We start from the raw sequence: 12,679 nt of genomic DNA on the forward strand, positions 1-12,679 counted from the left end.
GCAGGGGTCAGTTTCGGGCGGTCCAGTCGAGGATGGCGCGGGCGACCGCCTGGGGATTTTGGTGGTGCAGCCAGTGGTCCGCGCCGGGAATGTCGACGCGGGTGAGACCGGGGGCGAAATCTTCGAGCCCGTGGGTGGCTTCGGGCAGCAGCGCCTTGTCGTCGGGACCCCAGATCAGCAGGTGCGGGCAGGTGACACGCAGCCGTTCGGTGGGCAGATCCGGCAGGTCGGTCAGTGGCTGGCCGGGATCGGCGATGCGCAGGGGCGAGGCGCGGTACCAGTTCAGCATGGCGTTCAGCCGACCCGGGCGCGCCCATTCGGTGCGGCAGGCGGCCATCCGGTCATCTGTCAGCCAATCGAGCCCCATGCCGTGACGGAAGAACTGTTCGAGTTTGGCGTAATTGTCGGCGGCGAGCCAATCGGCGGCATCGGGCGCGCGCAGTCGGTTGATATATTGCGAGGCCTCTGATTGCGCGCCGCCCGAGGCCATGGCGCGCTGGAACGGTACCGGGTGGACGCCGTTGGCGACGATCAGCCGCGAAACGAGGTCGGGGCGGAACATGGCCAGCCCATAGGCTACTGAGGCACCCCAATCGTGGCCGAGAACGGTGAGGGGCTGGCCCACCAGGCCGATCAGGGCGGCCATGTCGGAAACCAGTTTCGAGAGGGCATAGTTCTCGACCCCGTCGGGCGTCCAGCTTTGGCCATAGCCGCGCTGGTCGGGGGCGATGCAGAAGAAGCGGTGCGCGAGATGGGGGGCGAGATCGGACCACGCGCCGCCATATTCGGGAAACCCGTGCAGCATCAGCAGCCGGGGCAGCGCTGGGTCGCCCCATTTGCGCAGAAAGAAGGGATGGCCGTTCAGGGTGACGGTTTCGCTTTGCATCGCGGTTCCTTTCGCGGGCAGCATGCATCCGATGCGTTGTGGGGTCCAGTTTTGGATAAAGATGCATGTGTTTGACACCGATCAACGCGGGTTTTTGGCGTTTGTGCTAGTCTTTCATAAGTCAGAGGAGACAAGGAGAACGAGCGGATGGTGACAGCGCCCCGGCCCGAAGAAAATGCAGTGCGCCCGAATGGCGCGGACCCCGACGCGATCAAGGCGGAACCCAGCGCGGAGCGGGTGCGGCAGGCGTTCGAGAGCGGCAAGTACCCGTATTCGAAGAAGATGATCCGGCGCGAATACGAGGCCGAAAAGGCCAAGCTGCAGGCCGAATTGCTAAAGGTCCAGCATTGGGCTCAGGAGACCGGCGAGCGGTTCGTATTGCTGTTCGAGGGCCGGGATGCGGCGGGCAAGGGCGGCACCATCAAGCGTTTCATGGAGCACCTGAACCCGCGCCAGGCCCGCGTGGTGGCGCTGAACAAGCCCACCTGGGAGGAGAAGGGGCAGTGGTATTACCAGCGCTATGTGCAGGAGATGCCGACGGTTGGCGAAATGGTGTTCTATGACCGGTCCTGGTACAACCGCGCGGGCGTCGAGCGGGTCATGGGATTCTGCACGCCCAACGAATACCTGGAATTCATGCGGCAGACGCCCGAGCTGGAGCGGATGCTGGTGCGCTCGGGCATCCGGTTCTACAAATACTGGTTCTCGGTCACCCGCGACGAGCAGATGCGCCGGTTCAAGTCTCGCGAGACCGACCCTTTGAAACAGTGGAAGCTGTCGCCCATCGACAAGGCGAGCCTCGACAAGTGGGACGACTACACCGAGGCGAAGGAGGCGATGTTCTTTTATACCGACACGGCGGACGCGCCCTGGACCATCGTCAAGTCGAACGACAAGAAACGCGCGCGCCTGAACTGCATGCGGCATTTCCTGTCGACGCTGGATTATCCGGGCAAGGATCACGCGCTGGTGGGAGTACCCGATCCGCTGATCGTGGGGCAGGCGCATCACGTGATCCACAAGTCCGATCACATTCTGGGCTCCGCGATACACCCGGAGGCGCGCGTGAAGTGACCCGATCCGGAAGGGCGGGGTTCAGAACGCCCCTTGCAGCGCAATCAGCAGGGGGCGGAGGTCTGAATAGGTGTCCTGCAGCGCGTCCAGCGGGCGGTTGTACGCCGCGGGCGGCAGGTCGTTCCAGACGGTCAGGGATTTGCGACGCAGCACGTCCGCGTTGGGATGGTCTTGATCGAAAGGGGCGGGGACGCGTCTGAGTTCGGGCTCGCTGATGCGGTAGCCCCTGGCCCGGTAGCCTTCCAGAAGTCGTGACATCTCATCCCCCATGGGGCCGCTCATCTGCTTGGGCCAGATGGCGAGCGCCGGTTTGTCGAATGTCATGACGCCGCCGCCGATGCTGACATATTCAGGCGAGATGCCAAAGAAGACGCCCGGCGCGGGCGAGGTTCCCGGCAGGGTCCACAGCATGTGCAGGTGGGTGTGATAGGGGGTCTTGTCCTTGGAGAAGCGGATATCGCGTTGCGGGCGGAACAGCTTGCTGTGCGTGCCCGGCCCGATGGTTTGCGCGAATTGATCCAGCAGCAGGGTTGCGGGCGATTTCAGATCGGCCTCGAACCAGAGTTTGTTGTCGTTGAACCAGTCGCGGGAGTTGTTGCGCGCCAGTTCGCCAAGAAAGGCGCGGGCCTTGGGAATCAGGTCTGCGAAAGGGTCGGGCATGGGGCGGTTCCTCCATCCTGCACAGTTTAGCAGGTGGGACGGATCAGGGGTATGGCGTTCGTCGGCTCTTGTAAGTGGCGACCGCCGGTCATAAGCCTGACCGGATGAGCACGACCATGACATTTGGGGCGCATGCCCGCGCTATTGCCGTTCTGGGGCTGCCGCTGATCGGCGGGCATCTGGCGCAGTTCGCCATCGGGTTGACCGATACCGTCATGCTGGGCTGGTACAGTGTCGAGGCGCTGGCGGCGGTGACGCTGGCCGGAAGCTACTTTTTTGTCCTGTTCCTGATGGGGGCCGGATTCGGCTGGGCGGTGATGCCGATGGTTGCGGCGGCAGCGGCGGAAGAGGACGAAACCAGCATCCGGCGTGCGACTCGCATGGGGTTGTGGCTGTCGATCTTGTTCACCGTGCTGGCGATGCCGCTGTTGTGGTGGTCCTATCCGATCCTGCTGGCGCTGGGTCAGGAAGAGGGCGTGGCGGCGCTGGCGGCGGAGTATCTGCGGGTGGCGGGCTGGGGCCTGATGCCGATGCTTCTGGTCATGGCGCTGAAATCCTATCTGGCGGCACTGGAGCGGACCCAGATCGTGCTGTGGATCGCGGTGGGCGCGGCGGTGGTGAATGCGTTCACCAACTATGCGCTGATTTTCGGCAACTGGGGCGCGCCGGAGCTGGGCATCATCGGGGCGGCGGTCGCGTCGGTCACGACTCAGCTTGTGTCGCTGGTTGCGGTGATCGCCTATGCCGTGCACAAGTTGCCCGAACATCGCCTGTTCCAGCGGTTCTGGCGGCCCGACTGGGAGATGTTCGCGCGGGTTTTCCGGCTGGGCGTGCCGATCGGGCTGACCAACCTGAGCGAGGTCAGCCTGTTTGCGGCCTCGGCCATGATGATGGGCTGGCTGGGCGCGGTGCCGCTGGCGGCGCATGGAATCGCCATTCAGCTGGCTTCGGCCACCTTCATGGTGCATCTGGGGCTGAGCAATGCGGCGACGATCCGGGCAGGCAATGCCTTTGGCCGCCGGGATCGCAAGCGTATGGCGCGCGGGGCGGTGGTGGTGATCGTCATGTCGCTGGCCGTATCGCTGATCGCGATCGTCCTGTTCCTGACCTGCGCCAAGCCCCTGATTTCGCTGTTTCTGGAAACGGACGACCCGTTGCGGCCCGAGATCCTGGCCATCGGTGTCGGGCTGCTGGCGATGGCGGCGCTGTTCCAGCTGGTCGACGGGGCGCAGGTGATGGCGCTGGGGCTGTTGCGCGGGGCGCAGGACACGGCGGTGCCGATGGTGATGGCAGCGCTGAGCTATTGGGTGATCGGCATTCCGGCATCATACCTGCTGGGCTTTGTCTATGGCTATGAGGGGATCGGTGTCTGGGCCGGGCTGGTGGTGGGGCTGGCCTTTGCAGGCGTGATGCTGATGACCCGGTTCTGGGGCCGGGTGATCCGCAAGGTGGGTCCGCGACTGGATCAGCCGCCAAGTCGTTCCAGCAACCGGCAATAGGCGGTCTGGCCACGGCGGAAATTGGCGAGGCGGAAGAACTCGTTCGGGGCGTGCAGCTTCTCGTCGCCGATGGAAAAGCCGAACATGACCCCGTGCACCCCCAATTCGCGCAGGAACAACGTCATGATCGGGATCGAGCCGCCGACCCGGGTGATGAACGGTTTGTCGCCATAGACCTCTTCGAGGACCTGTCCGGCCACCTGCGTTGCGTTATGGCCGCGCGGCACGAGAAAAGGATCGGCGTCGCCTGCCAGATGTTCGATGCGCGTGGTGACGCCCGGAGGCGTGTGGCGGGCGACATGGGCGCGGATCAGTTCGGCGATCTGTTCCGGTATCTGATTGGCGACCAGCCGGCAGGTGATCTTGGCGCTGGCGCGGGCGGGCAGGACGGTTTTGCTGCCATCGCCCTGATAGCCGCCGGTCAGGCCGTTGAGTTCAAGCGTGGGTCTGGCCCAGAGCCGTTCGCGAACGGAGTATCCGGTTTCCCCGAACGGCGCGGGCGCGCCGGTTTCGGCGAGGTATTCGGCTTCGTCAAAAGGCACGCGGGCGATCTGGGCGCGGTCTTCGGCCGTCAGATCCACCACGTCGTCGTAGAAGCCGTCGATGGTGATGCGGCCGGTTTCGGCGTCCTTCATCGACGCAAGGATCTGGCTGAGCGCCATCAGCGGGTTGTTGACGCCGCCGCCATGCAGGCCGGAATGCAGATCGGCGGAGGGGCCGTCGACGATCACCTCGACCCCCACCAGCCCCTTGAGGCCCATGACAAGCTGTGCCTCGTCCGCCGTCCATTGCAGCCCGTCGGCGGAAAAGATCATGTCGCAGGACAGGCGGCGCGCCTCGGCCCTGATGAAGTCGGGCATGTCGGGCGAGCCGATCTCCTCCTGCCCTTCAAAGAGGAATTTCACGTTGACCGGCAGGCGTTTTTGGGTGGCCAGCAATGCTTCGATGGCGAGGATGGGGATGAACATGCCGCCCTTGTCGTCCGAGGCGCCGCGACCAAAGACACAGCCCTGCCGGATCTGGGGGTCAAACGGCGGGCTGTCCCACAGTTCGAACGGGTCGGCGGGCTGGACGTCGAAATGCCCATAGATCAACACCGTGGGCCGGTCGGCCCCGGCATGCATCCAGTCGCCATAGACCGCCGGGTGGCCGGTGGTTGGCAGGACCGCGACATGTTCGATCCCTGCTTTGCCCAGCCTGTCCGCGACCCAATTGGCGGCGCGTTCCACATCCGGCATATGCGCGGGCATTGCCGAGACGGAGGGGATGCGCACGAAGTCCAGAAGTTCCTGTTCGAACCGGTTTTGATGCGTGTCGAGATAATCCTGCCAGTGCATTTTCGCGCCTCCCGTTTTCCTGCGCGGAAGAGTGGCGGCATTGCAGGCGCGAGGCAATCGAAACCGGGCGTCAGTCCTTGCTGAGACGGTCGGCCGTTTTGCGCACCAGAACCGTGCGCAGGTCGTGCATCGCCAGCAGCAGGGCGTCGGTGACCTGATCGAGCTGTTCGGGCGTTGCCTTGGATTGCGCCCAATGGGTCGTGAGGTTCAAGTAATCCACGGCACGGTGGATGTCGTCGATGTCGCGCTGGGCGAGCAGCGCCTTGCGTTCGGCCATCCAGCGTTCGATTTCGGCCATGTCCTCGGGCGTCAGGGTGCGCTGGCCGTGTGGCTTGATCTCGCCATTGCGGATGTTGACGACGGCGATCTGGTCCATCTCGATCCGCTGGTGGCGGTTGTTGGTGTCCAGACGAAAGACGAAGGCGCCGTTTTCGCGGACACGGAAGTAGTATTCGGGCAGGTCCATCGCCGTTGCCTTTCGGTCAGGTCAGGGATGCGCAAAAGCGCTGGATGCGGGTGCAGGCTTCGGTCAGGGCGGTGTCCGAGGTGGCGTAGCTGACGCGGAAATTCGGCGACAGGCCAAAGGCCGCGCCGAAGACGACAGCGACGTCGGCCTCTTCCAGCAGGGCGGTGGCGAAGGCCTCGTCACTGTCAATGCGGGTGCCCTTGGGCGTGGTCTTGCCGATCAGACCGGCGATGGAGGGATAGACATAGAATGCGCCTTCGGGTGTGGGGCAGGTGATGCCGTCGATTTCGCCGAGCATCGAGACCACCAGATCGCGGCGGCGTTTGAAGGTCTGGTTATTGGGGGCGAGAAATTCCTGGGTGCCGTTCAACGCCTCGACCGCCGCCCACTGGCTGACCGAGCAGGGGTTCGAGGTGGACTGCGACTGGACCTTGCGCATGGCGGCGATCAGTTCGTCCGGGCCGGCGGCATAGCCGATGCGCCAGCCGGTCATGGCATAGGCCTTGGAAACCCCGTTGCAGGTGAGCGTGCGGCCGTATAGCCCCGGTTCGACCTGTACCGGAGTGCAGAATTCGAACCCGTCATAGGCGAGGTGTTCGTACATGTCGTCGCTCATCACCCAGACATGCGGGTGGCGCATCAGCACATCCGTGAGTGCCTTGAGTTCGTCATGGGAATAGCCCGCGCCGGTCGGGTTCGAGGGCGAGTTGAAGATGAACCACTTGGTGCGCGGCGTGATCGCTGCCTCAAGCTGTTCGGCGGTCAGCTTGAAGCGGTTTTCCAGCGTGGTCCTGACCACCACCGGCGTGCCGCCCGCCAGCAGCACCATATCGGGATAGCTGACCCAGTAGGGCGCGGGGATGATCACCTCGTCGCCGTCGTTCAGAGTTGCCATGAGGGCGTTGTAAAGCGTCTGTTTGCCGCCGGTTCCGACCGAGACCTGCGCGGGCGTGTAATCGAGCCCGTGGTCGCGTTTCATCTTGGCGCAGACCGCCTGTTTCAGCTCGATGATCCCGTCGGGGGCGGTGTATTTGGTCTTGCCTGCGGCAATAGCGGCGACGGCGGCGTCCTTGATGTTCTGCGGTGTGTCGAAGTCCGGCTCTCCCGCGCTGAGGCCGATCACGTCGCGTCCGGCGGCCTTGAGTTCGGCCGCCTTGGCCGTCATCGCGATGGTGGGCGAGGGTTTGACGCGAGACAATGTCGCAGACAGGAAACTCATGGGCGGCCTCGGTTTGTATCTTGTGCGCGACTGTCATAGGGTGCGCCCGAATTGGGATCAAGCGATATGGAAACGGCAAAGGAGCATGCAATGAGCGATGACAACAACTGGTTCGGACCGGATGCAGCTACCTTTGGGGACCGCGTTGCAGGCGCGCGCGAAGCCGCGGGCATGACACAAACGCAGCTGGCGCGTCGGCTGGGGGTCAAGAAGGCGACGATCATGGGGTGGGAGGACGATGTGTCAGAACCCCGTGCCAACAAGCTGTCAATGCTGGCGGGCATGTTGAACGTGTCGATCAAGTGGCTTTTGACCGGTGAAGGCGAGGGCGCGGATGTGCCGGGCGAACCGGTCGATGCCTCGTCTGATCTGGCGGAAGTTCTGGCGGATCTGCGCGCGTTGCGCGGCTCGATGCGGGAAAACGCCGAGCGCGCCGCGCGCCTGGAAAAACGCCTGCGTCAGTTGGCGGGGTCCGTTGAATGACCGAAACGCGCGAGAACCGCATCAGGCGGATGAAAATGCGCTCGATGCGGCGCGGGATCAAGGAGATGGACCTGATCCTGTCGGCCTATGCGGATCGCAACCTGCCCGGGATGGACGGTGTGGCGCTGGATCTGTACGACGCGCTGCTGCATGAGAACGATCAGGACCTGTATCAATGGGTCACGGGGCAGGTGCCCGCGCCCGAGAAATATGGCGCATTGATCGGCGATATCGCGCAAACCTTTCAAAAATAGCGAAATTTTACCTTAACCGATTCTTCGGCTTTGCGGGTGCATCCTGTTTGCGCAGTTTGGCGAGTCGGAGAACGGGATGAGTATCGAAAGAAAGTTTACGGTATCGGAACACAAAAGCTTCATGGGCATCTATCTGGAGGCGCTGGCGCTGGTCGAGCGGCTTCACCGGTTGCTGCTGGACGTGATCAAGGACGAGTTCGAGCGGGTCGGGATTCTGGAGATCAACGCGGTACAGGCGCTGCTTCTGTTCAATATCGGCGATCACGAGGTGACGGCGGGCGAATTGAAAAGCCGCGGCTACTATCAGGGCAGCAATGTCAGCTATAACCTGAAGAAGCTGGTCGAAATGGGATACATGCACCACCAGCGGTGCGAGATCGACCGGCGCTCGGTCCGGGTCAGGCTGACACAGAAGGGGCGCAACATCCGTGATATCGTGTCGGAACTTTTTGCAAGGCATGCCGAGGGGTTGCAATCCAAAGGCGTTCTGGGGGCGGATGGGGTGGAAAACATCACCTCGTCCCTGCGCCGGGTCGAGCGGTACTGGACGGATCAGATCCGGTATATTTATTGATCATCGGGCCGGAGCGATGACAGGGTCAGACCTTGGAGTTCGCGCATGAGCTTGCGGGCCATGGTGGCCTCGAAATCCTCGAACCCCAGGGCGGATTCGACAAAGGCATCCGGGCCCAGAATGACCCAGGCCTCGTAATAGGCGATCAGTTCACCGACCTGCAACAGCCGCTTGTCGTCGATACCGGGGTCGTCGGCGCCGATGACCAGACCATTGATGGTCAGATTAGCATCGGCAAGGCCGTCTTTCACCTCGCGCGGGTGGGGGCCGATATTGTGTTTGCCATCGCCGGACAGATCCAGCGTTCGTTTCCAGCATGTTTCCTGCTGTGCCAGCAGGTCGGCGCCGAACAGCATGGCCGCGCCGACCGCCGTGCCGCTGGGGGCGGATGCGCGGCGGGTTGCGGCAAGGGTTGCAGTGATGCGCGCCAGATCATCGGCGCTGATTATATCGGTCCAGCCCTGCAGCAGGCGTTGATGGCCGGCTTCGCTCCATTCATAGATGGCCAGGCGCACCGGGGCCGACGGGTGTGACAGCAGGGCTTGCGTCACGCGGGGATGCTGCAACGCCCTGGCCAGCCCGTCGAGTTGCAGCCGGTATTCGCGGCTGTCGACCGAACCGGACACGTCGAGGCCGAGCGCCAGCGCCTGCCGACATTGCGCGGTGGCCTGCGAGGTCAGCAACATGAAAAGGCAGGCGGCGACGCGCAGGATCACTCGGCAACCCCTGAATTTGCCTGGCTGACGATCAGGCCGGACACCTCGCGCTCGAGCTTGCGCCGCATGGCCCTTTCGAAATCGTCGAACCCGTTGGCGATTTCCAGAAAGGCGGAAGGCCCCTTGAGCACGTTTTCACGATAGAAGGGGATCAGTTCGGTTGCCGCCTCGTAAGCGCCGCTCATGATGACGAGGCCGTTGACCACGACATTCTGGAACGGGAAATGCCGATAGGCTTCGGTCGGGCCGTAGCCGTCATTGTTGATCCCGTCGCCTGACACGTCGATGGTCTGGCGCTGGCATTTCGGCGCCCGCTGCAACAGGACAGCGCCGAAGCTGAGGGCATGGCCCATCGCAGTTGGGAAGATGCCCCCGGTCCTTTCCGACGCGGCAAGTATGGACGAGGCGGCATAAAGGTCTTCGGCGCCTCGGATGATCCGCCAGTCCAGCAATACGCGCTGGTTGAACCGCCCGTTCCATTCAAAGACGGCAAGCGCCACCGGCAGCGGGGCAGAGAGAAACGCATGTTCGACCTCGGGCGCGAGCAGGGCGGCGGCCAGCCCGTTGCGTTGCAGGGCATATTCGGCCTCGTCAACCGAGGAGGACACGTCAATCGCCAGCACCAGCGCAAGGCGACAATCCTGCGCCCTGAGAGGGCTTGCCAGCAAGGCAAACCCCAGTATCGCCAGCCAGCGGATCACCAGTGTCCCGTGTTTTCCATGCTGGCCCACGGCTCGGCCGGGTCAAGAGCCGTACCGTTCTGCAGCAGTTCGACCGAGATATTGTCGGGCGAGCGGACAAAGGCCATGCGCCCGTCGCGGGGCGGGCGGTTGATGGTCACGCCGTTATCCTGCAGGTGCTGGCAGGCGGCATAGATGTCATCGACGCCATAGGCCAGATGCCCGAAATGGCGGCTGTCGCTGGGCAGGGCGTCGTCGCCATCCCAGTTGTAGGTCAGCTCGATCGGGGCGTCTTCCTGGCCCGGCGGCGCCATAAAGACCAGCGTGAAACGCCCGTTCTCGTTTTCATATCTCCGGGTCTCCTTCAGGCCGAGCAATTCGTAGAAGGCCATGGATTTTTCCAGATCCTTCACGCGCACCATGGTGTGCAGATAGGTCAGCGCCATCGCGGTCATCCTTTGTCAGAAAGTCATCGCGTCCAAGCTTAGCGCGTCACGCCCGTTAGTCGAGGGTTCGGGCGCGGGAAACTCAAAAAGATCGTGCGGTAAATTTCCCGGACGATTGTACCTTATGTCGCCTTTCCGGGGGGTGGGATATCGATATATAGTGGTGGACGACTCATTTCACGAAAGGACGTGTCGATGCCGCTTTCCCCAGATCAACTGTCCGAGATCGAGGCGCAGCGCGCGCAGACGCAGCCGACCCGCCGGGTGGTCGCGCCGGGAATGGAAGAGCGGTTGTATTCCGCGCATCCGGTTCTGGATCACGGTTTTGTCCGGGTCATCGACTATATGGGCGATGATGCCGCGATCTGTCAGGCCGCGCGGGTGTCGTACGGCAAGGGCACCAAGTCGGTGCAGAATGACGAAGGGCTGATCCGGTACCTGATGCGGCACTGGCACTCGACGCCGTTCGAGATGTGCGAGATCAAGTTGCATGTCAAACTGCCCGTCTTTGTTGCGCGGCAGTGGATCCGCCACCGCACCGCCAACGTGAACGAGTATTCAGCGCGCTATTCGATTCTGGACCGCGAGTTCTATATCCCCGCGCCCGAGCATGTTGCGGCGCAGTCCGAGGTCAACAACCAGGGCCGGGGCGACACGTTGCAGGGCGAAGAGGCGGCGCGTGTGCTGGAGATTCTCAAGGCCGACAGCGCCCGCTGCTATGACAATTACGAGGCGATGATCGGGCAGGACGGCCAGCAGGGGCTGGCGCGCGAACTGGCGCGGATGAACCTGCCTGCCAACGTCTATACCCAGTGGTACTGGAAGGTGGACCTGCACAACCTGTTCCATTTCCTGCGTTTGCGGGCGGATGCTCATGCGCAGTATGAAATCCGGGTCTATGCCGAAACCATGTGCCAGATCGTGGCCGACTGGGTGCCGTTCGCCTATAAGGCGTTCGAGGATTACCGTCTGGGCGCGGTCAACCTGTCGGCGCAGATGGTCGATAGCCTGCGCCGGATGCTGAAGGGTGAGGACGTCACGCAGGAAAACTCGGGCCTGTCGGCCCGCGAATGGCGCGAGTTCGAGGCCGTCATCCGGGGCGACCAGGCCAGCCCGACCTGACCAGAGGCAGGGCGTTGCCTGTCCGGAGGATCGAGGTGTTTTGGGGGAATGGTCAACGGCCGTCAATTCAGCCGTTGTCCTTTTCTGTTCGCGCCGCGCGATGCGCGGAAGGTCGTTACAACGCTTTCAAATCAGAAGCCATCTGACGGCCGTCGCGTCCGTCCTGAAGCTCGTACGAAACTTTCTGATTGTCAGCGAGCCCTGTCAGGCCCGATCGTTCTACGGCCGAGATATGAACAAACACATCTTTGCCCCCTTCATCGGGCGCAATAAATCCATAGCCTTTGGTTGTATTAAACCACTTCACGGTGCCAGTTGGCATTTCCCGTGTCTCCTTCTCCTTGGTCGTTGCCCCGGAATTTGGGGCGAGTTCGGTCCACCCACCGTCAACTTACCGGAATGCAAAGACAAACCGGCAAAAAAGGCGGGTTTCACCTTTCTCACAATTGCATCTCATTGTAAAAAATCAAGAACAACACTCCGGTCAAAACCGGATTGTCTATTTTTTCAGCAAACCCGGTTTTTGGGGGAAAAATGCGGCTATATGGCCTCAAAACCTGTGACACGTGCCGTAAGGCATTGAAATCAATTCCGGAAATGGAATTTATTGACGTGCGCTCCGACGGCGTGCCAGCGGAAGTCATGGCGCGGGCGTTGGCGGAGTTCGGCGATGTTTTGCTCAACACCCGGTCGACGACCTGGCGCGGGCTGGACGAAAACGAACGCGCGAAACCGCCTGCAGAGTTGCTGGCGGCGCATCCGACGCTGATGAAACGGCCGCTGATCGAGAGTGACGGCGCGTTATATCTGGGCTGGACGGATAAAACCCGCGCCGCCCTTGGCGTTTCCTGAGCGGCTGATTATCTGCGGGTCCAGGCAACCGGAGGAAAGATATGCGAAACGCCGCCATGGTGCTGGGTGTCGTCGCCGGACTGATCGGCATGATCGTCGGGTTTTTCGGCTATGGCTATGTCACGCTGATCGAGCAGTTCGGCGAAATCGAGGGCGTGGCCGAGCAGGTGCAGAACGTCACCCTGATCCAGACCGTTTCGATCCTGTCGCCGATGCTGGCCATTGCGGGCGGGGCCATGGCGCGGGCGCGGGCGTTATGGGGTGGGGTGTTGTTGTTGCTGTCGGCGGGCGGGATGTATCACGCCTTTGGCTTCAACGCCTTCACGATGTTTCCCATCGCTTTTGCCGGTCTGGCCGGGGTGCTTGGGCTCGCCGCTGGTAAGCCGGACGAACCCAAGGCGCATTTCTAGA

Annotated in this window: 17 protein-coding genes; 8 read left to right on the forward strand and 9 right to left on the reverse strand. The window is 62.6% G+C overall.

Features of this window, described 5'->3' with window-relative positions; translation table 11 throughout:
• Positions 1-7: 7 nt before the first annotated feature.
• Positions 8-910: an alpha/beta fold hydrolase gene (locus tag AC2FMY_RS04820; protein ID WP_496807057.1), complete on the reverse strand. Its 903-nt coding sequence runs from the start codon at positions 908-910 to the stop codon at positions 8-10.
• A 123-nt stretch (positions 911-1,033) separates the two neighbouring features.
• Between AC2FMY_RS04820 and ppk2 the strand changes: the two genes are divergently transcribed.
• Positions 1,034-1,960 (forward strand): polyphosphate kinase 2, encoded by a 927-nt coding sequence (gene ppk2 / locus AC2FMY_RS04825; RefSeq protein ID WP_480749607.1) that lies wholly within the window; start codon positions 1,034-1,036, stop codon positions 1,958-1,960.
• A gap of 21 nt (positions 1,961-1,981) precedes the next feature.
• On the opposite strand, the gene AC2FMY_RS04830 is transcribed toward ppk2, so the two are convergent.
• Positions 1,982-2,620: a TIGR02453 family protein gene (locus AC2FMY_RS04830; protein ID WP_496748257.1), complete on the reverse strand. Its 639-nt coding sequence runs from the start codon at positions 2,618-2,620 to the stop codon at positions 1,982-1,984.
• Between the two features lie 104 nt (positions 2,621-2,724).
• On the opposite strand from AC2FMY_RS04830, the gene AC2FMY_RS04835 reads away from it, so the two are divergent.
• Positions 2,725-4,119: an MATE family efflux transporter gene (locus AC2FMY_RS04835; protein ID WP_496807058.1), complete on the forward strand. Its 1,395-nt coding sequence runs from the start codon at positions 2,725-2,727 to the stop codon at positions 4,117-4,119.
• Here the strand turns inward: AC2FMY_RS04835 and AC2FMY_RS04840 are convergent.
• From AC2FMY_RS04840 to AC2FMY_RS04850, 3 genes are all read right to left on the reverse strand, one after another.
• Complete coding sequence (locus AC2FMY_RS04840) at positions 4,086-5,456, reverse strand: dipeptidase (protein ID WP_496807059.1); 1,371 nt, start codon at positions 5,454-5,456, stop codon at positions 4,086-4,088. The genes AC2FMY_RS04835 and AC2FMY_RS04840 overlap by 34 nt on opposite strands.
• Positions 5,457-5,526: 70 nt before the next feature.
• Positions 5,527-5,922 carry a hypothetical protein gene (locus AC2FMY_RS04845; protein WP_496807060.1) on the reverse strand — a complete coding sequence of 132 codons (396 nt, stop codon included), beginning with the start codon at positions 5,920-5,922 and terminating at the stop codon, positions 5,527-5,529.
• A gap of 16 nt (positions 5,923-5,938) precedes the next feature.
• Positions 5,939-7,141, reverse strand: a complete 1,203-nt coding sequence (locus AC2FMY_RS04850; protein WP_496748340.1) for a pyridoxal phosphate-dependent aminotransferase — start codon at positions 7,139-7,141, stop codon at positions 5,939-5,941.
• A 90-nt stretch (positions 7,142-7,231) separates the two neighbouring features.
• On the opposite strand from AC2FMY_RS04850, the gene AC2FMY_RS04855 reads away from it, so the two are divergent.
• The 3 genes from AC2FMY_RS04855 (at position 7,232) to AC2FMY_RS04865 (ending at position 8,452) form a co-directional block, all read left to right on the forward strand.
• Entirely contained in the window at positions 7,232-7,624 is a 393-nt protein-coding gene (locus AC2FMY_RS04855; RefSeq protein WP_480749614.1) for a helix-turn-helix domain-containing protein, read from the forward strand.
• Entirely contained in the window at positions 7,621-7,878 is a 258-nt protein-coding gene (locus tag AC2FMY_RS04860) for a succinate dehydrogenase assembly factor 2 (RefSeq protein WP_480749615.1), read from the forward strand. The genes AC2FMY_RS04855 and AC2FMY_RS04860 overlap by 4 nt, the downstream gene beginning before the upstream one ends.
• Before the next feature lie 76 nt (positions 7,879-7,954).
• Positions 7,955-8,452 (forward strand): MarR family winged helix-turn-helix transcriptional regulator, encoded by a 498-nt coding sequence (locus AC2FMY_RS04865; protein ID WP_480749616.1) that lies wholly within the window; start codon positions 7,955-7,957, stop codon positions 8,450-8,452.
• Here the strand turns inward: AC2FMY_RS04865 and AC2FMY_RS04870 are convergent.
• Genes AC2FMY_RS04870 through AC2FMY_RS04880 form a run of 3 tightly spaced genes read right to left on the reverse strand, consistent with a single transcriptional unit; the run spans position 8,446 to position 10,294 of the window.
• On the reverse strand, positions 8,446-9,168 hold the full coding sequence (locus AC2FMY_RS04870) for a DUF1194 domain-containing protein (RefSeq protein ID WP_496748341.1): 723 nt from the start codon (positions 9,166-9,168) through the stop codon (positions 8,446-8,448). The genes AC2FMY_RS04865 and AC2FMY_RS04870 overlap by 7 nt on opposite strands.
• A complete protein-coding gene (locus AC2FMY_RS04875; RefSeq protein ID WP_496748342.1) occupies positions 9,165-9,869 on the reverse strand; it encodes a DUF1194 domain-containing protein in 705 nt (234 codons plus the stop codon). The genes AC2FMY_RS04870 and AC2FMY_RS04875 overlap by 4 nt, the downstream gene beginning before the upstream one ends.
• On the reverse strand, positions 9,866-10,294 hold the full coding sequence (locus tag AC2FMY_RS04880) for a VOC family protein (protein WP_496748343.1): 429 nt from the start codon (positions 10,292-10,294) through the stop codon (positions 9,866-9,868). The genes AC2FMY_RS04875 and AC2FMY_RS04880 overlap by 4 nt, the downstream gene beginning before the upstream one ends.
• A gap of 195 nt (positions 10,295-10,489) precedes the next feature.
• On the opposite strand from AC2FMY_RS04880, the gene thyX reads away from it, so the two are divergent.
• Complete coding sequence (gene thyX, locus AC2FMY_RS04885; protein WP_496807061.1) at positions 10,490-11,416, forward strand: FAD-dependent thymidylate synthase; 927 nt, start codon at positions 10,490-10,492, stop codon at positions 11,414-11,416.
• Between the two features lie 115 nt (positions 11,417-11,531).
• Here the strand turns inward: thyX and AC2FMY_RS04890 are convergent, their stop codons facing one another.
• Positions 11,532-11,738 carry a cold-shock protein gene (locus AC2FMY_RS04890; protein WP_480749621.1) on the reverse strand — a complete coding sequence of 69 codons (207 nt, stop codon included), beginning with the start codon at positions 11,736-11,738 and terminating at the stop codon, positions 11,532-11,534.
• Positions 11,739-11,950: 212 nt separating this feature from the next.
• Between AC2FMY_RS04890 and AC2FMY_RS04895 the strand changes: the two genes are divergently transcribed.
• Together AC2FMY_RS04895 and AC2FMY_RS04900 are read left to right on the forward strand one after the other, a co-directional pair.
• Positions 11,951-12,268: an ArsC/Spx/MgsR family protein gene (locus AC2FMY_RS04895; RefSeq protein WP_496807062.1), complete on the forward strand. Its 318-nt coding sequence runs from the start codon at positions 11,951-11,953 to the stop codon at positions 12,266-12,268.
• A 41-nt stretch (positions 12,269-12,309) separates the two neighbouring features.
• On the forward strand, positions 12,310-12,678 hold the full coding sequence (locus AC2FMY_RS04900) for a hypothetical protein (protein ID WP_480749623.1): 369 nt from the start codon (positions 12,310-12,312) through the stop codon (positions 12,676-12,678).
• Position 12,679: the final 1 nt, after the last annotated feature.

The sequence above is a fragment of the Ruegeria sp. YKSE079 genome (assembly GCF_059612845.1).

Coding starts and splice junctions, on each gene's coding strand:
- AC2FMY_RS04820 (WP_496807057.1), bottom strand. CDS start 910: ATGCTGCCCGCGAAAGGAACCGCGATGCAAAGCGAAACCGTCACCCTG.
- AC2FMY_RS04840 (WP_496807059.1), bottom strand. CDS start 5,456: ATGCACTGGCAGGATTATCTCGACACGCATCAAAACCGGTTCGAACAG.
- AC2FMY_RS04850 (WP_496748340.1), bottom strand. CDS start 7,141: ATGAGTTTCCTGTCTGCGACATTGTCTCGCGTCAAACCCTCGCCCACC.
- AC2FMY_RS04855 (WP_480749614.1), top strand. CDS start 7,232: ATGAGCGATGACAACAACTGGTTCGGACCGGATGCAGCTACCTTTGGG.
- AC2FMY_RS04830 (WP_496748257.1), bottom strand. CDS start 2,620: ATGCCCGACCCTTTCGCAGACCTGATTCCCAAGGCCCGCGCCTTTCTT.
- AC2FMY_RS04900 (WP_480749623.1), top strand. CDS start 12,310: ATGCGAAACGCCGCCATGGTGCTGGGTGTCGTCGCCGGACTGATCGGC.
- AC2FMY_RS04835 (WP_496807058.1), top strand. CDS start 2,725: ATGAGCACGACCATGACATTTGGGGCGCATGCCCGCGCTATTGCCGTT.
- AC2FMY_RS04865 (WP_480749616.1), top strand. CDS start 7,955: ATGAGTATCGAAAGAAAGTTTACGGTATCGGAACACAAAAGCTTCATG.
- AC2FMY_RS04845 (WP_496807060.1), bottom strand. CDS start 5,922: ATGGACCTGCCCGAATACTACTTCCGTGTCCGCGAAAACGGCGCCTTC.
- AC2FMY_RS04890 (WP_480749621.1), bottom strand. CDS start 11,738: ATGCCAACTGGCACCGTGAAGTGGTTTAATACAACCAAAGGCTATGGA.
- AC2FMY_RS04860 (WP_480749615.1), top strand. CDS start 7,621: ATGACCGAAACGCGCGAGAACCGCATCAGGCGGATGAAAATGCGCTCG.
- thyX (WP_496807061.1), top strand. CDS start 10,490: ATGCCGCTTTCCCCAGATCAACTGTCCGAGATCGAGGCGCAGCGCGCG.
- AC2FMY_RS04880 (WP_496748343.1), bottom strand. CDS start 10,294: ATGGCGCTGACCTATCTGCACACCATGGTGCGCGTGAAGGATCTGGAA.
- ppk2 (WP_480749607.1), top strand. CDS start 1,034: ATGGTGACAGCGCCCCGGCCCGAAGAAAATGCAGTGCGCCCGAATGGC.
- AC2FMY_RS04895 (WP_496807062.1), top strand. CDS start 11,951: ATGCGGCTATATGGCCTCAAAACCTGTGACACGTGCCGTAAGGCATTG.